The sequence below is a fragment of the Streptomyces sp. NPDC005955 genome (genome assembly GCF_042871255.1).
Taxonomy (GTDB): domain Bacteria; phylum Actinomycetota; class Actinomycetes; order Streptomycetales; family Streptomycetaceae; genus Streptomyces.
The window spans coordinates 146,990-168,162 of the sequence record NZ_JBIAIF010000005.1 but is presented as its reverse complement, the minus strand read 5'-3'; the positions used below and the strand labels follow the sequence as shown (position 1 = coordinate 168,162).

Genomic DNA, 21,173 nt, shown 5'->3' with positions numbered 1-21,173 from the left:
GTGGAGACCGCCGCCCACCCCGCCCTGGTCATGATCGACCGCGCCTACCGCGGCTCGGTGGAGACCCAGTTCGCCGACGTCCTCTACTTCATCCGGGAGCTCAACCGCCAGGTCGGCGGGCTGCACCTGGCGCTGCGCGGCGACGCCGTGACGTACGCCCTCACCGCCCCCGAGCACACGCCCTCGGTGCAGTTGGGCAGCCGCGAGCTGGACACCCTGCCCGACCCGCGCCGTTCGGTGCGCACCCTGCTGGAGGAGGGCACGACGGTCTGGGTCGAGCGGACGGACCTGGAGAGGCTGGGCCCGGGTGCGGCGGACCGGCTGCTGCCGGGCGCCCGCCTCGCCGGCCCCGGCGAACTGGCCCGCAGCTGGTCCTCGTACCACCGGGTGTGGTTCATGTGACGCCGCCCACCACGACCGAAGGAGCACCGCCCATGACCACCCTTGCCGAGCGGGGACCGCTGATCTCCGCCTGGGCCGCCGTCTCGCCGTGGGGACGCGACGCCACCGGGTTCCGCGCCGGACTGCACGGGGCGCGGGCCACCGAAGCGGCGGTCGACACCGACCGCTGGTCCGTGCCGCAGCCCTCGGCGTGCCTGGTCCCGGACTTCGACATCCGGGAGAGCCTGGGCCGCAAGGGCACCCGCTCGATGGACCGGGTCACCGGTCTCGCGGTGACCGCGCTCGGCCAACTGGTCGGCGGCGAGGACCGGTTGCCCGGCATCGGACCGGACACCGGGCTGGCCCTGGGCACCAGCACGGGCAGCGCCCAGAGCATCATGGACTTCACCCGCGACTCCCTGGTGGGGGAGAAGCCGTTCTTCGTGGACCCGGCGCGCTTCCCCAACACCGTGATGAACTGCGCGGCCGGACAGTCCGCGATCTGGCACGGACTGAAGGGGCCCAACACCACCATCGCCGGCGGTCGGGCCACCGGGCTGCTCGCCCTCCAGTACGCGCTGCGGCTCCAGCGGGCCGAGCGGGCCTCCACCGTGCTGTGCGGCGCGGTGGAGGAGTACTCCACCGCCCGGGCGTGGCTGGACTGGCACAGCCGCGGCGGTGTCACGGGCGGCGCGCCGCTCGGCGAGGGCGCCGCGGTGTGGCTGATGGAGACCGCGGAGACGGCCCGGGAACACGGCCGCAGCGGACTGGCGACCGTTGAGGGCCTGGAGTTCGGCTTCGCCACCGGGCCCGAGGAGATCCGGTCGGTGTTGGCCGGGTGCCTGCGGGCCCTCGGGGAGCGCGGCGGCCTCGGCCCCGACGCACTGTGGGCGGTGGCCACCTCCCAGCTGCCCGGCCCCGAGGGCGAGGCCGAACGGGCCGCCCTGGACGAGGTGTTGGGAGACGCGCAGCCCCGCACCCTGCCCTGCGCCGAGCTGATCGGCGACACCTACGCCGCCTCGGCCGCCTTCCAGATCACCACCGTGCTCGCCGAGGCCGAACGGGACGCGTCGTCGGCGGGCCGCACCGCACTGGTCACCTCCGTCGAACGGGACGGCGTGGTCGCCGCCGGGGTCTTCCGGCTGCTGGGCGGGGAGGAGCGGTGAGCGGGGCACCGCCGACGGCGCTGCTGTTCCCCGGGCAGGGCGCCCAACGCGCGGCCATGGGGGAGCCGTGGCGGGACGTCGAGGCGTGGCGCCTCGCCGAGGAGATCTCCGCGCACACCGGGACCGACGTCGAGGAACTGCTGCTCAAGGCCGATGACGCGACCCTGCGCGAGACCGATCTGGCGCAGTTGGCGGTCTTCTCCCTCTCCGTGATCGTGCTGCACCACGTGCGCAGCTGGGAGGATCCGGAGGAGCCGTCAGGGGTCGTCGCGTACGCCGGGCACAGCCTGGGCGAGTACGTGGCCCTGTACGCGGCGGGTGCGCTGACCCTGCCGGACGCCGCCCGGCTGGTCGCCGTCCGGGGCCGGGCCATGCGGCAGGCCGCGCAGCGGGACCCGGGCACGATGGCCGTCCTGGTGCGGGCCGACGCCGACACCGCCCGGACGATGGTGGAGGCGGCCCGGACGGCCGGACACCGGGTGTGGGTGGCGAACCTGAACGCCCCCGGGCAGGTCGTGGTCTCCGGCAGCCACGAGGGCATCGACCACGTGGAGTCCCGCGCCGGTGACTACGACGCGAAGGTCCTGCGGGTCGCCGTGGGCGGGGCCTTCCACACCCCGTTGATGGCCCCGGCGGGCGAGGAACTGGCGCGGGCCCTGCTGGCGGTCCCGTTCGCCGCGTCGCACGAACCGGTCGTCGCCAACGTCGACGCCCGGGCCTACCGGGGCGGGGACGTGGACTGGCCGGAACTGGAGGTGCGCCAACTCACCAGCCCCGTCCTGTGGGAACGCGGGGTGCGCACGCTCCACGACACGGTGGGCTGCGTGCGCTTCCTGGAGCTGGGGCCCGGGCGCGCACTGACGGGAATGGTCCGCCGCACGCTGTCCGACGCGACCGTCATCACGGTCAACACTCCCACCACACCGCTCCGTTAGGCCGGCCCACCCCTCGACCGGGCCGACCGGACCGTACCGCCGAAGTAGCACGAGCCGAAGCAGTGGACACAGAAGGAGAGACACGACGATGTCCGAGAACACCCGGGTGCTGGACCTCGAAGACCTGCGGCAGACCGTCGCCGACATCCTCGACGTCGAGGAGGAGGAACTGACCGACGACGCCCACTTCGTGGAGACGCTCGGCGTCGACTCGCTGATGGCGCTGGAGGTCATGGTCGTGCTGGAGAAGAAGTACGACGTCAAGCTCGGCGAGGACGAGCTCAAGGAGGTCACCACCCTGAAGAAGGCGTACGACCTGCTCGGCGGGAAGCTCGGGGTCAGCTGATGCCCGCCGCCTGCACCCCCGTCATCGGCACCCCGAAGCCGCTCGACTCCTCGCAGTCCGCCACCGTCGTCACGGTGGCGGCCGAGGAGCGGGTCTTCGCCGGTCACTACCCCGGGTTCCCGATCTTCCCCGGCGTCTGCATCGTCGAGCACGTCCACCGCAGCGCACGGGACACGCTGCCGGACCGGGAGGGCGCCGCCGGAGGAGTCTGGGAGCTGGCCGCGGTGGAGAGCACCCGGTTCCTCTCGCCGGTCTTCCCCGGGGACACCCTGACCATCGAGCTGACCTGGTCCAGGGTCGGCGACGCCTGGCGCTGCAAGGCGGTCGCCGCCTCGCAGCGCGGCACCGCCGCCCAGGTCAGACTGCGCTACGAAGCCGCCACAGCCACAGCCACAGCCACCGCCACAGCCCCCGGCACCGTGCCCCCGACCGCCGCGGCCCGCGCGCAGGCGCCGACCCGACCGGACGGGGCCACCGCGATGGGGGCCGCCGCCATCAAGCAGGTGCTCCCGCACCGCTACCCGATGCTGCTGGTGGACCGGGTCCTGCGACGGGTGCCCGGCGAACACCTCGTCGCGCACAAGGCGGTGACCTGCAACGAACCCTGGTACCAGGACCTGCCCCCGCAGGCCACCGAGGACGACCACGCCTATCCGCACGTCCTGCTGGTCGAGTCCTGGTGCCAGTCGGCCGGCATCCTCATCGCCGCCGAACGCCCCAACCCGGACGTGCTCAGCGGCCAGGTGATGCTCTTCGGCAGCATCTCCGACATCCGGTTCACCGGACGGGTGCGGCCCGGCCAGGTGATGGAGCACCACGTGCGGCTGTCCCGCGCGCTGTCCGACACCGTCGTCTTCGAGGGCGAATGCCTGGTGGACGGCGAGGTGGTGGCGGAGATCGGCCGGGTCGTCATGGCGATGCGCCCGGCCTCCGAACTGACCGCACACGCGCCCGCGCGCGCCGAAGAGAGCAGCTAGGGGATCACATGTCCGACAGCTCGTCCCGCACCGCACTGATCACCGGCGGCTCGCGCGGCCTGGGCCGGGCGACCGCACTGCGGCTCGCCGACGACGGCTACGACGTGGCGTTCTGCTACACCGCGAACGCCGACGCCGCCCGGGAGTTGGAGAAGGAGATCACCGAACGCGGGGTGCGGGTGCTGGCCCTCCAAGCCGACGTCTCCGACGCCGCCTCGGCCAAGTCCCTGGTCACCACCGCCCAGGAGGAGTTCGGCGCGCTGGACGTGCTGGTCACCTCCGCCGGCATCGTCCGGGACAACCCGCTGCTGATGATGAAGGACGACGACTGGAACCGCGTCATCGACGTCAACCTCAACGGGACCTACTACGTGTGCCGTTACGCGATCTTCGAGATGATGAAGCGCAAATCGGGGTGCATCGTCAACGTGTCCTCGGTGGCCGGCGTCCACGGCAACCCGACGCAGAGCAACTACTCCGCGTCCAAGGCCGGCATCATCGGCTTCACCAAGGCCGTCGCCAAGGAGGTCGGCCCCTACGGCATCCGCGCCAACGTGGTCGCCCCCGGCTTCATCGAGACCGACATGACGGCGGGCCTCACCGACAAGGTGCGCGAACAGGCCGTGGGACAGATCCCGCTGCGTCGCCTGGGACGCCCCGAGGAGGTCGCCGAGCTGATCTCGTACCTCACCCGGGCCACCTACGTGACCGGTTCGGTGTTCCAGATCGACGGCGGCATCGTCCTGTGAGCGGCGCTGCGGACGGCCGCAAGCGCCGCGGGACGAAGCCGCCGCGGTTCTACTTCTCGCTGCGCAGCCCGTACTCCTGGCTCGCCCACCACGACCTGATGCGGCACCATCCGGACGTGGCGGCATTGGTGGAGTGGCGCCCGTTCTGGGAGCCGGACGAACGGTCGCGGAAGCTGCTGACGGACGCCGGCGGCGACTTCCCCTACGTGGCCATGTCCCGCGCCAAGCACCTGTACGTCCTCCAGGACGTACGTCGACTGGTGCGGGAACGCGGTCTGGAGTCGACCTGGCCGGTGGACCGCGACCCCTGCTGGGAGGTCCCGCACCTCGCGTACCTGGCGGCCGTGGACGCCGGCCGGGGACCGGACTTCGTCCAACTCGCCTACCGCAAGCGGTGGATCGAAGGCGAGGACATCTGCGACTCGGCTACGATCTCTGCAATGGCAAAGGAGTTGGGGGTGGCCGAGGAACCGCTGGTCGAAGCGGTCGACGATCCCGAGATGCGGCGCAGGGGAGCGGCAGCCCTCCTCGACGTCGACCGGGACGGCGTCTTCGGCGTTCCGTTCCTCGTCCACGGCTTCGACAAGTTCTGGGGGGTGGACCGACTGGAGGCGTTCGCCGCGTCGGTCCGCGGGAGCACCGCAACGGCCCCCGCGTCAAAGGACGTTGAGCCGCGGACGATCGAGCCGCCGACCACGGGCCAGGGCGGGGACCAGGGGCACGCCGGCGGCTGCGGGTGACCGCCCCTGCGCCGCGGGCCCCCCGATGAGGGGGCGCCCGGGCCGATCGGGTCGCGCAGCCGGCACCGGAGGGCGCCGTCCGGGCGTCGGACTCCCCGCGTAGCAGCGAGGAACGTTCACGTGGGTGAAGGAGAGAGACATGCCACGAGCCGTAGGTGAGAGCACCACCCGCTTCTCACCGTTGACCCATGCCCTGTCGGCGCTCGCGTTGCCGCTGGCGCCCCTGGGCGGACTGGCGCTGGCCTATGCGCTCTTCCACCCGCCGCGCCGCACGCACCACAAGCGCCCGGTGGACGTGGGGCTCCCCGAACCGGAGGTGCTACGGGTCCCGGTCGGCGGCGGCAAACACGTCCACGCCTGGCTCTGTCCCGGCGACCCCGAACGCGTCGTGGTGATCGGACACGGCATGGGGCTGAGCAAGTCGGCCACCCTCGGCCACGCCAAGTTCCTGCACGACGCGGGGTACACGGTGTGCCTCTTCGATCACCGCAACCACGGCAGCAGCAGCCAGGACCGCTCGGTCACCGGTCTCAGCGACCGCTTCACCACCGACGTGCTGGCGATCGTGAAACTGCTGCGGTCCCGCGAGGTGCACCGGACGGCGAAGGTGGCCGTCTACGGCTTCTCCTTCTCCACCTTTCCGATGTTCTACGCGCTCAGGGACGCCGACACCGAGGTCAACGCGGTGATCTGCGACAGCGGCCCCGGTGAGGAACTCGGCCCGCTCTTCGCGAACTTCCTCGACGCCGGGGTCCTCCCGGTGCCCGCCCCGCTGCGCGCCAAGCCCGCCCGCTACGCACTGGAGGGCACCCTGTGCCGCGCGGGCAAGGCCATGCTCCGCTCCCAGTGGCCCCCGCCGGCCGAGGGGCGGTACACCACCACCCCGCTGCTGTTCATCGCCGGCGAGGAGGACCGCATCCTGCCGGCCTCCTCGGTGGACGCGCTGGCCAGCCGCTACTCGCACGCCGAGGCGCACATCCTGCCCGGGGTCGGACACCTCCTCGGGCTGAAGGAAGCACGGGAACAGTACGTCGACGCGGTGCTGGAGTTCCTCCAGCGCGCCCTGAAGTGACGGGGGTGCGCATGAGCGGAATGCCCCGGGTGTGGGGCGCGCGCGAGGCGGAGGTCCGTGCGTCCTACCCCTGCGACACCCTGTTGGCCAGGCCCCGGGAGCACTGGGTCCGGGCGGTGACCGTCCGGGCCGAGCCCGGAGCCGTCTTCCGCTGGCTGTGCCAACTCAAGGTCGCCCCCTACAGCTACGACCTGCTGGACAACCTGGGGCGGCGCAGCCCGCGCCGGCTCACCCCCGGCGCGGAACGGCTGGAGGTCGGCCAGCGCGTCATGACGATCTTCCGGCTGGTCGACTACGAGCCGGACCGCCACCTCACCGTGCTGCTCGACAAGGAGCGCGCGCTCAAGCTGTTCGGGGGCTTCGCCCTGACCTACCGGGTCACCGAGGAGTCGCCCGGGGTGAGCCGGCTGGTGGCCAAACTCGTGGTGGGCGACGACGACGGCGTGCTGCGCCGGCTGCGCAGGCCCCTGATGGCCTGGGGCGACCTCCTGATGATGCAACGCCAGCTCCATGTGCTGCGCAAGCTGGCCGAAGGGCGCTGACCGGGCCTGGACGTCACGCCCCGCCCGGCGGGACACTCCTCGTACGGACCGCGGCCGCCCGCATCGGCCGGGCGGACGCGGGCGAACGGTGGCCCGCCCCACGGGAGTGATCGCATGACGCACCGCCCCGCCGGACCCTGGGACATCTCCGAACTGTCCGACCCCGACCCTGTCGAGGGGCGGTTCGACCTCGGCGGGCTGCTCGTCCCGGTGCCGGACGAGGGGGAGTTGCGCGTCGAGGTCGCGGCTGAGGTGATCGTCGCCGCGACCGTCGTCCTGAAGGGCAGCGCCGTTCAGCTCCAGGCGTTCGCCGCGCCGGAGGACGGCGCCTGGGAGGGGTTCCGCGCCAGGCTGGTGCGAGGCGTCGTCGCCGAGGGCGGTACCGCGGTCGTGGTGCCGGGGACCTTCGGGCCGGAAGTGCGGGCGCGGGTCCACCAGGAAGAGCCCGACGGCACCCGGTACGGGCAGGAGGTCCGCTTCGTCGGGGTGGACGGCCCGGGCTGGACGCTGCGCGGAGTCTTCTCCGGCTTGATCGCCCGGCGTCCGGGGCGGCTGGCCGGCCCGCTGGCGGAGACCTTCCGCCGGACCGTGGTGGTGCCCCCCGGGTATCCGATGCAGCCCGAGGAGACGATCCCCCTGTACCTGCCGGACGCCACGCTGGAACCGCTCGACGGTCCCGAGCCGGAGCCGCCGGTCCGGCGCCCGAGGACCGGGCGCTCCCGGCTGCGGCTGCGGCGGCGACGGGCATGAGGACGCACGGGGGCCGGTGCACACCCGTACGGTGCGCACCGGCCCCCGGTGGTGCGGGTGTCAGCCGGCGAGGCTGAACTCGCCGCCACCGGCGATCAACGAGATGCTGCTGAGGCTGTTCACCGGGGTGACCAGGGCGGTCCGGTTGGTGGCGCTGCCGTCACCGAGCTGCCCGTTGTTGTTGTAGCCGACGGCGCTGACCTTGCCGTCCCGGTCGAGCAGCAGGGTGTGGTACCCACCGGCCGAGATCGCGCGGACGTTGGCGGCGCCGTCCAGGGTGATGGGGGCGGGGCGGTTGGTGGTGGTGCCGTCGCCCTGCTGGCCCTGGACGTTGTAGCCCCAGGTCTTCACGGTCCCGTCGGCGAGCCGGGCGACGCTGTGGTAGACGCCCGCGCTGATCTCCCGGGCGGTGGTGATGCCGTCGACCTTCACCGGCGCGGTGCGCTGGGTGCTGGTGTTGTCACCGAGCTGCCCCTCGGAACCGCGGCCCCAGGACCAGACGGTGCCGTCCGCGAGCCGGGCCAGGCTGTGGTAGTGACCGCCCGCGACGCTGCGGACGCCGGACAGGCCCGGCACGGTGACCGGGGTGAGGCGGTTGGTGACGGTGCTGTCGCCGATCTGGCCGTTGCTGTTGTAGCCCCAGGTCTTGACCGTGCCGTCGGAGAGGACGGCCAGGCTGTGGAAGGCGCCGGCGGCGATCGCCTCGACGTTGGTGAGCCCGGAGACGGTCACCGGGGTGTTGCGCTGGGCCGTGCTGTTGTCACCGAGCTGGCCCTCCGTGTTGCGGCCCCAGGAGCGCACCGTGCCGTCGGCGAGCAGGGCCAGGCTGTGCTGGTAACCCGCGGCGACGGCGACCACGCCGCGCAGCCCGGTGACGGTGGACGCCTGGTCCTGGGCGGCGGTGCTGCCGATGCCGAGCTGCCCCTCCGCGTTGCGGCCCCAGCTCTCCACGGTGCCGTTGGAGAGCAGGGCGAGGCTGTGGAAGTAGCCGGCGGCGAGACTGTCGACGTCGCCCCCGGTCACTCCGGGCACGGTCACCGGCTTGTACTTGGCGCCGGTGACCGTGCCGCCGAGCTGGTAGTTGTCATTGGCGCCCCAGCCCTTGACGCGGCCCTCCTGGGCGGTGGCGGTCGCCGTGGGCAGCAGGGCCCAGGCGGCGAGGACCGCGAGGAGCGCCAGCAGTGTCGACAGCGCGCGGGCGCCGCGTCCCCGGCCGTGGGGGTGTGCGTTCATGTCGTTCCTCACCTGAATGGCGTGGCGCAGGGGGCCATCCGGACCTCCCCTGTCACCCACCCGTGCACAGATACCGTTATCGGGCACCCGCGACGCGTCGGAGCGCCGTCCTGGGGGTCGGATTCACCGGAACGACGAGCGTGTCGTCCCCGAAGCTGACGGCGCGGGGTGAGGCCGCACCGGTCGCCCCCCTGCCGTCCGCTGCGGATCGGGTCAGTCGTTCACGACCGTGGCCAGGCCGTCCAACACCCGCTGGAGCTGCCAGGCGAAGTCCGCTTCGAGGTCGGGGTGCGGGGTCGCCTCGTTCACCATGGCGCTGAAGTACGGGTAGGTGCCGCTGTCGAGGACGTGGCGCAGGTACGGCAGGGTGCGCGCCCGCCAGTCGTCCGCCGGGTCGCCGCCCGCGTCGGTCGTTCCGTCCGCGGGGCGGCGCCAGGTGCGCTCCTCCCACTCGGTCTGGACGAACCCGTTGACGAAGGAGTGCAGGGTGTTGATCACCCGCACCCGGTCGTCCATGGTCAGTCCCAGGTCCGCCACCACCCGCAGGGCGAACTCGGTGGAGGCGAGCGCGCGGGGCCCCACCAGGGGACGACCCGCGATGAGTCGCGCCAGCCAGGGGTGGGCGAGCAGGACCGTGCGCTTGGCCACCGCCAACTGCCGCAGGTCCGCCAGCCAGTCGCCGGAGGGCGCGGCCGGCTGCTCCACCTCGCCCAGAGCCGTGTCCACGATCAGGTCGAACACCTCCTCCTTGGTGCGGACGTGGCGGTACAGCGACATCGTGCCGCAGCCCAGGTCCTGCGCGATGCGCCGCATGGTCAGCGCATCGGTGCCCTCGGCGTCCGCGATCGCCAGCGCGACCCGGGCGATCTCGTCCTGGGAGAGGGCCACATGGGGCTGTCGCCGGGCGCGCTGCGGTCGTAGCCACAGGACGTCGGACGCGTCGGACGCCCCGGTGTTCGATGTGCTCCCGGACATGACCACTTCCGTCTCCTCGTTCCCCGTGCGCCTGGTGAGGACATCGTACGCATGGGTATGGTGTACGCAGGCGTACGTTGTACGCTCCGACGAGTGGGAGGGCAGTGTCGTGACACGGCAGGACGTCATAGTGGTGATCGGGGCGACCGGGAACGTCGGACGGCAGGTCGTCCGGGGGCTCCTGGACGAGGGGCGGACCGTCCGGGCCCTGGTGCGCACGCCGGAGACGGCTCGACTCCCGGAACCGGTCGAGGTGTTCCGGGGCGACCTGACCTCGCCCGAGACCCTGCGGCCCGCCCTGGACGGTGCCCGGTCGGTCTTCCTGGTCTGGCCGTCCCTGCCGCTCGCCGCCGCACCCGCGGTGGTGGACGCGCTCGCCGAGGGCGACCGACGGATCGTGTACCTGTCGTCCGCGGGCATCGACGACGACCGGGACGAGCAGGCCGACCCGATCAACCACTTCCACGCCGGCCTGGAACGGCTGATCGAGGGGTCCGGTGCGCGCTGGACCTTCCTCAGGTGCACCAGCTTCGCCACGTCGGTCCTGGAGTGGGGCGACCAGGTCCGGGAGGGCGTGGTGCGCGAGGCGTTCGGGGGGTCCAGCAGGACGCTCATCCACGAACGGGACATCGCCGCCGTCGCGGTGCGCGCCCTCACCGGCGACGGGTACGGAGGCCGGCGGTTGATGCTCAGCGGCCCCGCCCCGATCAGCCAGGTGGAGCAGGTGCGGGTGATCGGCGAGGTGCTCGGGCGCCCGGTCCGGTTCGAGGAGGTCCCCTTGGACGTGCTCCGGGAGAGGATGCGCGCCGAGGGGTGGTCGGACCCCGGCATCGACGGGATGTTCACCGCCTACGCCGCGATGGCCGCGCTGGACCAGCCCGTGTGGAACACCGTCGAGGAGGTCACCGGCCGACCGGCCCGCACGTTCCGCCAGTGGGTCGACGACCACGCCCCGGCGTTCAGTTGAGCCATCCAGCGGGCCCCGCCGACCCGTGCGGGTCGGCGGGGCCGGCCGTCAGACCCGTTCGCGCTCCACCGCGGGCACGGCGCTGAGCACGCTCACCGGGCGCGGGCTCCGCAGCTGCCGCAGCTCGGGCAGGAGGGTGGCGAGGGCCAGTACGGCGAGGACCGCGCCGACCCACAGGGGCGCGGTGAGCCCGAAGGCGTTGATCCCGAGACCGCCGACCCAGGAGCCGATGACCACGCCGAGGGTGATGCACGAGGAGTGCACGGTGTTGAGCAGCGGCCGGGCGTTGGCGATCTGCTGCACCCGGCTGATCATGGCGGGGTTCATGGTCACCCCGACGAAGCCCACGCCCAACATGGCCAGCACCGTGGGCGTCTTGAGCTCCACCACCAGGGCGAAGACCACCAGGAAGACCAGATTGAGGGCGAGTCCGGTGACCAGCACCCGCACGGCGTGCGCATCGGCCAGCCGGGCCACCACGACGTTGCCGATCACCGTGGCCGCGCCGTAGGCGAGCAGCAGCAACGGGATCATGCTGCGGGAGAAACCGGTGACTTCGGTGAGGATCGGGGTGAAGTAGGAGAACGCCGCGAAGGTCGCCCCGATGATGAGCATGGACGTGGCCAGGGCCAACCACAGCTTCGCCGAACGGAACACCCTGACCTCCTCGGCGAAGTCGACGGTGTCCGCCGAGTGGTCGAGCGCGGGGACGGCCACCGCCGTGGCGATCGCGGCGATGACGGCGATCACGCCGACCGCGCCGAACCCGGCGCGCCAGCCCCACTGTTCGCCGACCAGGATGGAGATCGGCAGGCCGAGCAGGGTGCCCACCATCAGCCCCTGCATGGCCACTCCGGTGGCCCGTCCGCGCATCTCCGGCTTGGTGATCTGCGCGACCACCGACAGGGAGACGCCGAAGAAGGCGGAGGAGGCCGCGCCGGTGATCACCCGGGCCACCACCATCACCCCGTACGAGGTCGACAGGCCGGCGAGCGCGTTGCCCGCGAGGAACACGGCGAACAGGGTGAGCAGTGCCGTCTTCGGGCGCAGCTTCAGCAGGGCCATGGTCGCCAGGGGCCCGCCGATCGTCATGGCGAGGGCGAACGCGGTGATGAGGTAGCCGACTTGGGGGATGGTGACATCGAGGTCCTCGGCGATCTGCGGCATGAGTCCACCGACGAGGAACTCGCTGGTGACCATGGCGAAGATGCCTAGGGCCATGAGGTACACGGGAACGGGCACGGAACTCTCCGTCTCATTTTTTTGTAACGCGCAGAACAAAACAAACCCGAAAAGCGGCCCCCGGTGTGTCCGGGGGCGGTGGGGACGATGAAGTGGGTGGTGCAGGTGGTGTAGTGCAGGAGGGGGCGGGGGTCAGGGGGCCAGGGCGACCGCTCCGGTGGCGACGATCCGCCGCAGGATGTCCTCCGGCGCGCCCGACTGGGCCGCGACCCGCATGCCGTAGATCGTGGACGCCACGTACCAGGCGAGGGCGTGGGGGTCCTCGGGCGAGGTGATGGAGCCGTCCCGTTGCCCGCCCTGGATGACGGACCGCAGGGCGAGGAGTCGCCGTTCCTTGTCCCGGTCCAGGATCGTGGCCGTCTCGGGGTCGTCGTACGCCAGCGCGGTGATGGTGTTCACCGTGAAGCAGCCGGACCCGTACCCCTCGCGTCGACCCTCCAACTCCGCCTCGACGATGGCCTCCAGGAGTGCCTGGACCCGGCCGAGTCCGTCCGGGCCGGCGTTCTCCATGATGCTGACCTGGCGGGCGCCCGTGGTGTCCATGTAGTGGCTGAGGCAGCGGCGGAACAGGTGTGACTTGGAGATGAAGGTGTTGTACACGCTGCTGCGTCCGAGCCCGGTGGCCTGACACAGGTCCTCCGTCGTCGCCCCCTCGTACCCCTTGAGCCAGAAGACCCGGCACGCGGCCTCCACGGCCCGGCCCTCGTCGAATGTCCGCGGTCTGCCCACATCGGTGACTCTACTGTTTTGGGACGCCTGGAACAATACTTGGTCGGATGCGGCTCCCGTCACTCCCGCGGCCCGTCGCCGGGGCGGGCTGACCGGTTTCCGCCACGACTGCCGCGCGATGGGACAGAATGATCGGCAATGACCGTGAGCACCGCCGGCGCCGGACCCCGTCCGCACGGCTACAGCCCCTTCGCCCACCTGACCGTCCAGAACACCGTGCTCTACCGTCAGGTGATGCGGGTGTTCGTCGAGGCCAAGCAACGCTACGCGGTGCACCTCAGGCCGGAGGACGTGCACGCCGCACTGCCGGTCGACGAACGGCCCGCCGATCCGGACGCCGTCGTCAAAGCACTGGACAGCCTGGTCGGTTGGGGCAACCTCCGCGCGGACGCCGACACCGGACGCGTCACCGCCGTCGAGGACTTCTACCGGAAGCGGTTCATCTACCAACTCACCCGGGCGGGCGAGGCCGCCGAAGAGGCGCTGACCGGCTACGACGAGGCGCTGGGCCGGCGCGGCGCGCTCCAGGCCGTCGCCCTGCACGACATCGTCACCCAACTCCGGGCCCTGCTGGTGCTCGCCTCGGACGAGCCGCCCGACCCGGCCCGGGTGCACCTCGCGCTCGACACCCTGGCCAGCCGGTTCGGCGCGCTCGCCGACAACGCCCGGGCGTTCATGGGGTCGCTGCAACGCACCATCGACCTGCACGACGTGACGGAGGAGGCGTTCCTCGCCTACAAGGACCGGCTCATCCAGTACCTGGAGCGCTTCATCCAGGACCTGATCACCCTCGGCGGCCGGATCGCCCAACTGATCCAGGAACTGGAGCGGGACGGCCGGATGGACGGGCTGCTGCGGGCCGCCGCCGCCCGTGAAGCCCTGGACGCCGCCCCCGGCGAAGGCGTCGAGACGGAACGCGCGACCCGGGAGGCGTACCACCGCTGGGCCGCGCGCTGGAACGGACTCGGGTCCTGGTTCATCACCCGCGACGGCCGGGAGGCGCAGGCCCGGCTGCTGCGCGGCCGGGCGCTGGGCGCGGTACCCCAACTGCTCGCCGTGGTGCGGGTGCTCGGGGAGCGCCGGGCCGGTCGCTCCGACCGCTCGGCCGACTTCCGGACCCTGGCCCGCTGGTTCGCCGAGGCCCCCGACGACGCCTCCCGGCACCGGCTCTGGCGCACCGCCTTCGGCCTCTACCCCGCCCGCCACCTCACCGTCGACGCCGACACCCTCGCCGCCCGTGCCGACCGACCGGTACCCGCCGCCACCGGCTGGGCGGCGGCCGAGCCCCTGCGGATCAGTCCGCAACTGCGCCGCACCGGCAGCTACGAACGGCGCGGCAAACCCCGCAAGGTGGAGGACCGGCGGGAGCAACGCCGCCACCTGGCCGAGGTCGCGGCCCGACAGACCGCCGAAACCGCCGCGGCCCGGGCCCGGCTCACCGCCCGGGGCGCCGGCCGGCTGTCCGAACTCGGCGAGCTCGACCCCGCCGCCTTCGGGCTCTTCCTGCGCCTCCTCGGCGACGCCCTGGCCACCTGGCGACCCGGCCTCCGGCACACCGTAGCCACCAGCAACGACGGCTCCCTACAGATCCGCCTCAGCCTCCTCGACGACGGCGGCACCGCCGAGGTCCGCACCCCGGGCGGCGTTTTCCGGGGGCCCGACCACCGCATCGAGATCACCGACCGCACCGCCGGTCCGGGAGGCCCGTTGCTCCCGGGCGCCCCCGAACCGCCCGGTGACACGGACGAGGGAAGGGCAGAACGGTGACCACGCCGCTCGCAGAAGTGCTCGACGGGCAGCGCGCCGCCGAACTGCGCAGGGCGGCCCGCGCCCTGCTGAAACAGCCCCTGCTCCTCGCCGACGGCCGGTACGCCGACGAGCTCCGACTGGTCCGCCGGCACGCCGCCGAACTCAGGCAGTGGTTCGACCGCAACACCGGCTGGCACCTCCAGGTCGACGCCCAGGCCGCCCGGCTGCGCAAGATACCCGGGGTCCGTAGCGACCCCACCCACCCGGCGCGCGAGGCCACCCGTACCGGCGCGCCCTTCACCCGGCGACGCTACGTCCTGCTGTGCCTCGCCCTCGCCGCCCTGGAACGGGGCGAGTCGCAGATCGCCCTCGGCCGTCTCGCCGATCAGGTCGTCCTCGATGCCGCCGATCCCGAACTCGCCGCCCACGGAATCGAGTTCACCCTCGACCGGCGCGACGAACGGCTCGACCTCGCCGCCGTCGTCCGTCTCCTGCTGCACCTGGGCGTCCTGCGCCGGGTCTCCGGCGACGAGGACGCCTACGTCAGCGGAGCGGGCGACGTGCTGTACGACGTCGAGCGGCGGGTGCTCGCCGGACTGCTCGCCGGCCACCGCGGGCCCTCCACCGTGCAGGCCGACACCCTGGAGGGGCGGATCGACGAACTCGCCGCGGAGACCTTCCTCGACAGCGACGAACTGCGGTTCCGGGCGATGCGCCACACGCTCACCCGCCGCCTCCTGGACGACCCCGTCCTCTACTACGACGAGCTGACCGACGCCGAGCTCGGCTACCTCACCCGGCAACGCGGCTTCCTCACCACCCGCATCACCGAACTCACCGGCCTGGTCCCCGAGATCCGCGCCGAAGGCATCGCCATGGTCGACCCCGAGGACGACCTCACCGACCTCCGGATGCCGGAACAGGGCACCCACGGCCATGTGACCCTGCTCCTCGCCGAACACCTCTCCCGCGCCGCCGGCCCCGTCACTCCTGCGGAACTCGCCCGCCGGGTGCGCGAACTGGCGGCCGAACACGGCGGGTTCTGGGCGAAGTCGGCCCGCGAACCGGGCACCGAGAACGAACTCGTCGCCCACGCCGTCACCCGCCTCACCGCACTCGGGCTGGTCACCTCCACCGACCGCGGGGTGGAACCGCGTCCCGCCCTGGCCCGCTACGCGGTCGGAGCACCCGTCGTACTCGAACCCGGCAGCCACCGCCCGCCGGCCCAGCGAAAGGCCCGCCGGCCGTGACCACCGCCCTGCCCACCCCGGACCGGACGCGCTGGCAACCCCTGCGCATCGGACTCGTCGACCTCTTCCACTACGACGTCGAGGAGTTCCACTTCCGCGCCGGCCGGCTGCTGCTGCGCGGGAACAACGGCACCGGCAAGTCCAAGGTGCTCGCCCTCACCCTGCCGTTCCTGCTCGACGGGGACCTCAGCCCCCGGCGGGTCGAGCCCGACGGCGACCCCGGCAAACGGATGGAGTGGAACCTGCTGCTCGGCGGGGAGCACCCGCACTCCGAACGCCTCGGCTACACCTGGATCGAGTTCGGCAGGCGCGACGAGGCCACCGGCGAAGACCACTTCCGCACCCTGCTGTGCGGACTCAAGGCCGTCAGCGGACGCGGCATCGCCCGGCACTGGTACGCCCTCACCAGCCAGCGCGTCGACCACCGCGGCACCGGGCCCGGCGAGGGCACCCTGAGCCTGCTGGACGCCACCGGCACCGCCCTGTCCCGGGACCGGCTGGCCGAGGCGGTGGCCGACCACGGCATGGTGTACGACCAGGCCGGAACCTACCGCCGGGCGGTGGACGAAACGCTCTTCGGCCTGGGACCCCGGCGCTACGCGGCCCTGGTCGACCTCCTGATCCAACTGCGCCAACCCCAACTCTCCAAGCGCCCCAACGAGAAGGCGCTGTCGCGGGCCCTCACCGAGGCGCTGCCGCCCATGGACCAGGCCGTCATCGCCGACGTGGCCGAGGCGTTCCGCTCCCTGGACGAGGAGAAGGACGAACTGACGGCCGCGACCTCCGCCGAGCGGGCGGCCGCCGCGTTCCTGGAGCACTACCGACGGTACGCCCGGATCGCCGCCCGGCGCCGGGCCCGGCTGCCGCGCACCGAACACTCCCGTTACGAGCAACTGCACCGCGACCTCTCCGACGCCCAGACCCGCCGCGCCGAAGCGGAGGAGGCCAGGGCCGCGGCCGACACCCGCATCACCGACCTGGAGGACACCCACACCCGACTGTCGGCGCAGGACGCGGCGCTGCGCGAAGGACCCGAGATGCGCAGCGCCAAGGAACTCGACCGGGCGGCGCTCGCCGTGCGCGGCACCGGGGAGGCCCGCAGCCGCGCCCTGGAGGACCGGCAGCAGGCCGTCGCCCACCTCACTCGGGCCGTCGGGCGGCTCGGCGCCGCCGAGGTGCGACTCGACGGCGCGGCGCGGCTCGCCGCGGAGACCTTCCGGCAGGCCCGCGACACGGCGTCGACGGCCAGGACCGAACTGCCCGCCGACGACCGGCTCCCGGTCCCGGAGCTGCGCCGGGCCGCGGACGCCGCCCGGGAACGGGGCCACCGGGCCGTGGACCACCTCGACGCCCTCGCGAAGGTCGCCGACGAGGCCGCCGAGGACCGCCGGCGCGACGCCGTCCGGCTGGACGAGGCCGCAGCCGACCTCGACCACGCGGCCCGGGCCCAACAGGAAGCGGAGCAGGGCGTCGAGACGGCGGGCCGCGCCCTGCTGGACGAGGTCAGGGAACGGGCCCGGCGCTGGACCGAACTGGCCCTGCCCGATCTGCCCGGCGTGCTGGACGACCTCCAGGAGTGGGTGCGCCGACTGGACGGGCCCTACCCGGTACGCGTCGGGGCCGCCCGGGCCCACACCGCCGCATCGGCCGGGCTCGCCGCCCGCACCGCCGGCGCCGAACGCCGCCGCACCGAACTCGGCGACGGCACGGACCGGGCCCGGCGGGAGGTGGCCGCCCTGGAGGCGGGCGGACCTCGGGCACCCGGCGCACCGGCCACCAGGACACCCGGCCTGCGCGACCGGATGCCGGGCGCCCCGCTGTGGCGGCTGGTGGACTTCCACGACGGGCTCGGCCCGCCGGAACGCGCCGGACTGGAAGCCGCGTTGGAGGCGTCCGGACTGCTGGACGCCTGGGTCCTCCCCGACGGCGCCGTCCTGGCCGCCGACGGTCATGACGTCCTGCTCGCCCCGACGACCGGCCCCCTGCCCGGGGGCTCCCTCGCCGGACTGCTGCGGGTGGCCGTCGACCCGGCGGACACCCGGGCCGCCGCCGTGGCCGAGGACACGGTGACCCTGCTGCTGTCCACCATCGGCGCCGGACCGGACAGCGGCGCGGGCACCTGGGCCGCCGTCGACGGGCGCTTCCGGGTGGGGACCCTGACCGGCCGGTGGGCCAAGACGGCGGCCGAGTACCTCGGCGCGGGGGCCCGGGAGGCGGCCCGACGCGCCCGCCTGACCGTGCTGCACACCGAACTCGCCGCCCTGCGGGCGCAAGCGGAAGCCGTCGAGGCCGAACTGGCGGCCCTGACCGCCCGACGCCGCACCCTGGACGACGAACTGGCCGACGTACCCGACGAACACGCCCTCACCCGGGCCCACGCCGCCGTGGCCGCCGCGGCCGAGCTGGTGCGCCGGACCCGCCTGCGGCACACGGAACGCGCAACGGCCCTGGAGCGGACCACGGAACGCGCCGAGGCGTCCGCCGCCGAACTCACCAGCACCGCCGCCGACCTCGCACTCCCCGCCGACCCCACGGGCCGGGCCGCCCTGCGCCGGGCCCTGGGCACCCTCGCCGAGGTACTGGCCGCCCTGTGGCCGGCGCTGCGGGCCCGCGAGGAGGCCGCCGACCAGGTCGGAGAGGAACGCGGGGAACGCGACCGGGCCCAGGAGCGGGTCGACCACCTCACGGCGCGGGCGCACGAGGCCGCCCGGGACGCCGCCGCGGCGGACGAGCGGTACGCCACCCTCCGGGCCACGGTCGGCGCCGCCGTCGCCGACCTGCAACGACGACTGGCCGAGAACGCCGCCGCCCGCACCGACTGCGCGGCGCAGCAGCGCCGCGCGCGCACGGAGCACACGGAGGCCGACCGGGCGGCCAGCCGGGCGGAGGGCCAGATCGAGCAGCTGGACGAAGGGCTCGCCAGGGCGACCGAGGCCCGCACCGCGGCCATCGCCGCACTCCAGCGGTTCACCGGCACCGGGCTGGTCGCGGTCGCCCTGCCGGACCTCCCGGTGCCCGCAGCGGACGCCGGCCCCTGGGCCGCCACCCCCGCCGTCGCGTTCGCCCGGGCCGTCGAAGCCGGACTGTCCGCGACCGACGACTCCGACGCCGCCTGGGAACGCGTCCAGGGCCATCTGAGCAGGGAACTCAAGAGCCTCCAGGACACCCTGTCCCGGCACGGCCACTCGGCGTCCGCCCGGATGGTCGAGGACGGCATGGTGGTCGACATCGTCTACCAGGGACGCGAGCGGGCCGTCCCGGAACTGGCCGGGGCGCTGGCCCTGGAGGTCGCCGAACTCACCCGCATCCTCTCGGCACGGGAACGCGAGGTCCTGGAAACCCACCTGATCACCGAAGTGGCCGGCACCCTTCAGGAGCTGATCGGTGCAGCCGAACGCCAAGTGCGCGACATGAACGCCGAGTTGGAGGAACGGCCCACCTCCACCGGCATGCGACTGCGGCTGGTCTGGCGGGCCTCGCGCACGGCCCCCGCCGGTCTGGCCGAGGCCGGCCGGCGCCTGCGCCAGTCGGCCGACGCCTGGAGCGCCGAGGACCGGGTGGCGGTGGGGGAGTTCCTCCAGGCGCAGATCGCCCGCCAGCACACCGAGGACGCTTCGGGTAGCTGGCTCGAACACCTCTCCGCGGCACTCGACTACCGGTCCTGGCACGAGTTCGCCGTGGAACGCCACCAACACGGCCGGTGGGTCACCGCGACCGGTCCCGCCTCGGGCGGCGAGCGGGTCCTCGCCGTCTCCGTCCCCCTGTTCGCCGCGGCCTCCTCGCACTACGCGACCGCGGGCAGCCCGTACGCCCCGCGCCTGGTCACCCTGGACGAGGCGTTCGCCGGGGTGGACGACGACTCGCGCGCCAAGTGCCTGGGACTGCTGCACGCCTTCGACCTCGATGTGGTCATGACCAGCGAACGGGAATGGGCCTGCTACCCGCAGGTGCCCGGCATCGCCATCGCCCAACTGTCGCGGATCGACGAGGTGGCCGCGGTCCTCGTCACCCGCTGGGAATGGGACGGCCACCAGGTCCACCCCGGCAGCGAACCCGCACGCACGCCGATCACCCTGCCCGAGCACCGCACGGTCCAAGCGACGCAGTCCCCCGAAGGGCCGGAGCCCCTGTGGACATGACCCCCGGACCCGCCGGCGACGCACCTCGCCTGCGCCGACTGCTCGGCGACCCCGATCTCGCCTGGTTCGTCACCCGAGCGCGCCGCCGCCTCGAACGCGGCCGACCGCTCACCGGAACCGTCTCCCTGAGCGCCCCCACCCCCGCACAGCGCGCGGCCGCCGAACGGCTGCTGGGCCGCACCCCCGGCACCGGACACTCGGTGTCGATCCGCTGGGAATCGGTGGACGCCCTGCTGCGCCGCTCCGGCACCAGCCCGGACGGCCTGGCCGCCGCCGTCGCCCTGCTCACCGGTCCGGTCGTCCCCCGGGACGCCGCCCGAGCCGCCGAGGAACGGGCCTGGCAGGAGGCGTACGCCCCGCTCGACCAGCTCGCGGCGGAGGTCCCCGGCTGCGCCGCATGGGCCGCACGGGTCCGCGGCGACGGCCTGGTGCGCCGCCTCGCGGGCACGCCCGACGCGGCCCGCGCCCTCCTGGAACGGACGGTCGCCGCCCTGCGCCACCTCCCCGCCGATCCACCGCTGTCCCTGGCCGCCTTCGCGGCCCGGACCTTCGGCAGCGCCCACGCCCTGGACGACGGCACCCCGCTGGCCACCCTCACCCTCTCCGGCGCCCGGGCGCTCACCGGGTTCGAGGACGGCACCGGCGCCGAGTGGCGGCGCAACGCCTGGGCGTCGGCCGGACTGCTGCGCGACGCGCTGTCCTCGACCGTGCTCACCCTCAACCTCCGGGGCACCCCCGGCCTCGACTGGCAGGCCGACCAGGGCGAGCCCGCCGTACTGACCCTGCGCCAACTCGTCCGCCACCCGCCCGCCGGACGCACCGCGCTCGTCCGGGTCTGCGAGAACCCGGCCGTGCTCGCCGCCGCGGCCGACGCCCACGGCCCGGCCGCCGCACCCCTGGTGTGCCTCCAGGGGCAGCCGTCCGCGGCGGCCCTGACCCTGCTGGGTCACCTCACCGACGGGGGGACGACCCTCATGTACCACGGTGACTTCGACTGGGGCGGCCTGCGCATCGCGTCCGTCCTGCGGCGACGCGTGCCGTGGCGGCCCTGGCGCTACACCGCAGCCGACTACCGGGCCGCGGTGCTCGCCCGCCCCGAACGGCCAGGGCTCACCGGCACGCCCGCCGACGCCCCCTGGGACCCCGAACTGCCCTTGGCCCTGGCCGAGTCGGGCGTCCGGGTGGAGGAGGAGACGGTACTGGAGGACCTGCTGTCCGACCTGCTCTGAGC

The 21,173-nt window shown here is 73.5% G+C and carries 19 protein-coding genes; 15 read left to right on the top strand and 4 right to left on the bottom strand.

Annotation, left to right across the window (positions count from 1 at the left end):
• The 10 genes from ACFYOU_RS15240 (at nt 1) to ACFYOU_RS15195 (ending at nt 7,658) form a co-directional block, all read left to right on the top strand.
• A complete protein-coding gene (locus ACFYOU_RS15240) occupies nt 1-402 on the top strand; it encodes a hypothetical protein (RefSeq protein ID WP_389766065.1) in 402 nt (133 codons plus the stop codon).
• Nucleotides 403-434: 32 nt separating this feature from the next.
• The gene (locus ACFYOU_RS15235; RefSeq protein ID WP_391305999.1) at nt 435-1,547 is read left to right on the top strand and encodes a beta-ketoacyl synthase N-terminal-like domain-containing protein; all 1,113 of its coding nucleotides are present in this window, start codon (nt 435-437) and stop codon (nt 1,545-1,547) included.
• Nucleotides 1,544-2,482: an acyltransferase domain-containing protein gene (locus ACFYOU_RS15230; RefSeq protein WP_391305998.1), complete on the top strand. Its 939-nt coding sequence runs from the start codon at nt 1,544-1,546 to the stop codon at nt 2,480-2,482. Before ACFYOU_RS15235 ends, ACFYOU_RS15230 begins: the two co-directional genes overlap by 4 nt.
• 88 nt (nt 2,483-2,570) lie before the next feature.
• Nucleotides 2,571-2,828: an acyl carrier protein gene (locus tag ACFYOU_RS15225; protein ID WP_385488310.1), complete on the top strand. Its 258-nt coding sequence runs from the start codon at nt 2,571-2,573 to the stop codon at nt 2,826-2,828.
• The gene (locus tag ACFYOU_RS15220; RefSeq protein ID WP_391305996.1) at nt 2,828-3,805 is read left to right on the top strand and encodes a 3-hydroxyacyl-ACP dehydratase FabZ family protein; all 978 of its coding nucleotides are present in this window, start codon (nt 2,828-2,830) and stop codon (nt 3,803-3,805) included. Before ACFYOU_RS15225 ends, ACFYOU_RS15220 begins: the two co-directional genes overlap by 1 nt.
• A gap of 8 nt (nt 3,806-3,813) precedes the next feature.
• On the top strand, nt 3,814-4,554 hold the full coding sequence (gene fabG, locus ACFYOU_RS15215; protein ID WP_386999670.1) for a 3-oxoacyl-[acyl-carrier-protein] reductase: 741 nt from the start codon (nt 3,814-3,816) through the stop codon (nt 4,552-4,554).
• Nucleotides 4,551-5,294, top strand: a complete 744-nt coding sequence (locus ACFYOU_RS15210) for a DsbA family protein (RefSeq protein ID WP_391305993.1) — start codon at nt 4,551-4,553, stop codon at nt 5,292-5,294. Before fabG ends, ACFYOU_RS15210 begins: the two co-directional genes overlap by 4 nt.
• A gap of 139 nt (nt 5,295-5,433) precedes the next feature.
• Nucleotides 5,434-6,366, top strand: coding sequence for an alpha/beta fold hydrolase (locus tag ACFYOU_RS15205; RefSeq protein WP_391305991.1), 933 nt, complete (start codon nt 5,434-5,436; stop codon nt 6,364-6,366).
• Nucleotides 6,367-6,377: 11 nt separating this feature from the next.
• Complete coding sequence (locus tag ACFYOU_RS15200; protein ID WP_391305989.1) at nt 6,378-6,908, top strand: hypothetical protein; 531 nt, start codon at nt 6,378-6,380, stop codon at nt 6,906-6,908.
• Nucleotides 6,909-7,022: 114 nt separating this feature from the next.
• Nucleotides 7,023-7,658: a DUF3710 domain-containing protein gene (locus tag ACFYOU_RS15195; protein ID WP_391305987.1), complete on the top strand. Its 636-nt coding sequence runs from the start codon at nt 7,023-7,025 to the stop codon at nt 7,656-7,658.
• 60 nt (nt 7,659-7,718) lie between these two features.
• Here the strand turns inward: ACFYOU_RS15195 and ACFYOU_RS15190 are convergent, their stop codons facing one another.
• On the bottom strand, nt 7,719-8,891 hold the full coding sequence (locus ACFYOU_RS15190) for an RCC1 domain-containing protein (protein ID WP_391305985.1): 1,173 nt from the start codon (nt 8,889-8,891) through the stop codon (nt 7,719-7,721).
• Nucleotides 8,892-9,104: 213 nt separating this feature from the next.
• Nucleotides 9,105-9,866 (bottom strand): TetR/AcrR family transcriptional regulator C-terminal domain-containing protein, encoded by a 762-nt coding sequence (locus tag ACFYOU_RS15185; protein ID WP_391305984.1) that lies wholly within the window; start codon nt 9,864-9,866, stop codon nt 9,105-9,107.
• A gap of 109 nt (nt 9,867-9,975) precedes the next feature.
• Here ACFYOU_RS15185 and ACFYOU_RS15180 point away from each other — a divergent pair, with 109 nt between their 5' ends.
• Nucleotides 9,976-10,833: an NAD(P)H-binding protein gene (locus tag ACFYOU_RS15180; RefSeq protein ID WP_391305982.1), complete on the top strand. Its 858-nt coding sequence runs from the start codon at nt 9,976-9,978 to the stop codon at nt 10,831-10,833.
• 48 nt (nt 10,834-10,881) lie between these two features.
• Here ACFYOU_RS15180 and ACFYOU_RS15175 read toward each other — a convergent pair whose 3' ends face one another.
• Both ACFYOU_RS15175 and ACFYOU_RS15170 read right to left on the bottom strand, forming a co-directional pair.
• Nucleotides 10,882-12,075: an MFS transporter gene (locus ACFYOU_RS15175; RefSeq protein ID WP_391305980.1), complete on the bottom strand. Its 1,194-nt coding sequence runs from the start codon at nt 12,073-12,075 to the stop codon at nt 10,882-10,884.
• Nucleotides 12,076-12,207: 132 nt separating this feature from the next.
• Nucleotides 12,208-12,804: a TetR family transcriptional regulator gene (locus ACFYOU_RS15170; protein WP_391305979.1), complete on the bottom strand. Its 597-nt coding sequence runs from the start codon at nt 12,802-12,804 to the stop codon at nt 12,208-12,210.
• Between the two features lie 138 nt (nt 12,805-12,942).
• Between ACFYOU_RS15170 and ACFYOU_RS15165 the strand changes: the two genes are divergently transcribed.
• The 4 genes from ACFYOU_RS15165 to ACFYOU_RS15150 are packed head-to-tail and all read left to right on the top strand — an operon-like array spanning nt 12,943 to nt 21,171.
• The gene (locus ACFYOU_RS15165; RefSeq protein WP_391305978.1) at nt 12,943-14,571 is read left to right on the top strand and encodes a TIGR02677 family protein; all 1,629 of its coding nucleotides are present in this window, start codon (nt 12,943-12,945) and stop codon (nt 14,569-14,571) included.
• The gene (locus tag ACFYOU_RS15160) at nt 14,568-15,803 is read left to right on the top strand and encodes a TIGR02678 family protein (protein ID WP_391305977.1); all 1,236 of its coding nucleotides are present in this window, start codon (nt 14,568-14,570) and stop codon (nt 15,801-15,803) included. Before ACFYOU_RS15165 ends, ACFYOU_RS15160 begins: the two co-directional genes overlap by 4 nt.
• A complete protein-coding gene (locus ACFYOU_RS15155) occupies nt 15,800-19,942 on the top strand; it encodes a TIGR02680 family protein (RefSeq protein WP_391305976.1) in 4,143 nt (1,380 codons plus the stop codon). The genes ACFYOU_RS15160 and ACFYOU_RS15155 overlap by 4 nt, the downstream gene beginning before the upstream one ends.
• Nucleotides 19,939-21,171 carry a TIGR02679 family protein gene (locus ACFYOU_RS15150; protein WP_391305974.1) on the top strand — a complete coding sequence of 411 codons (1,233 nt, stop codon included), beginning with the start codon at nt 19,939-19,941 and terminating at the stop codon, nt 21,169-21,171. The genes ACFYOU_RS15155 and ACFYOU_RS15150 overlap by 4 nt, the downstream gene beginning before the upstream one ends.
• The last annotated feature ends 2 nt before the right edge of the window (nt 21,172-21,173 follow it).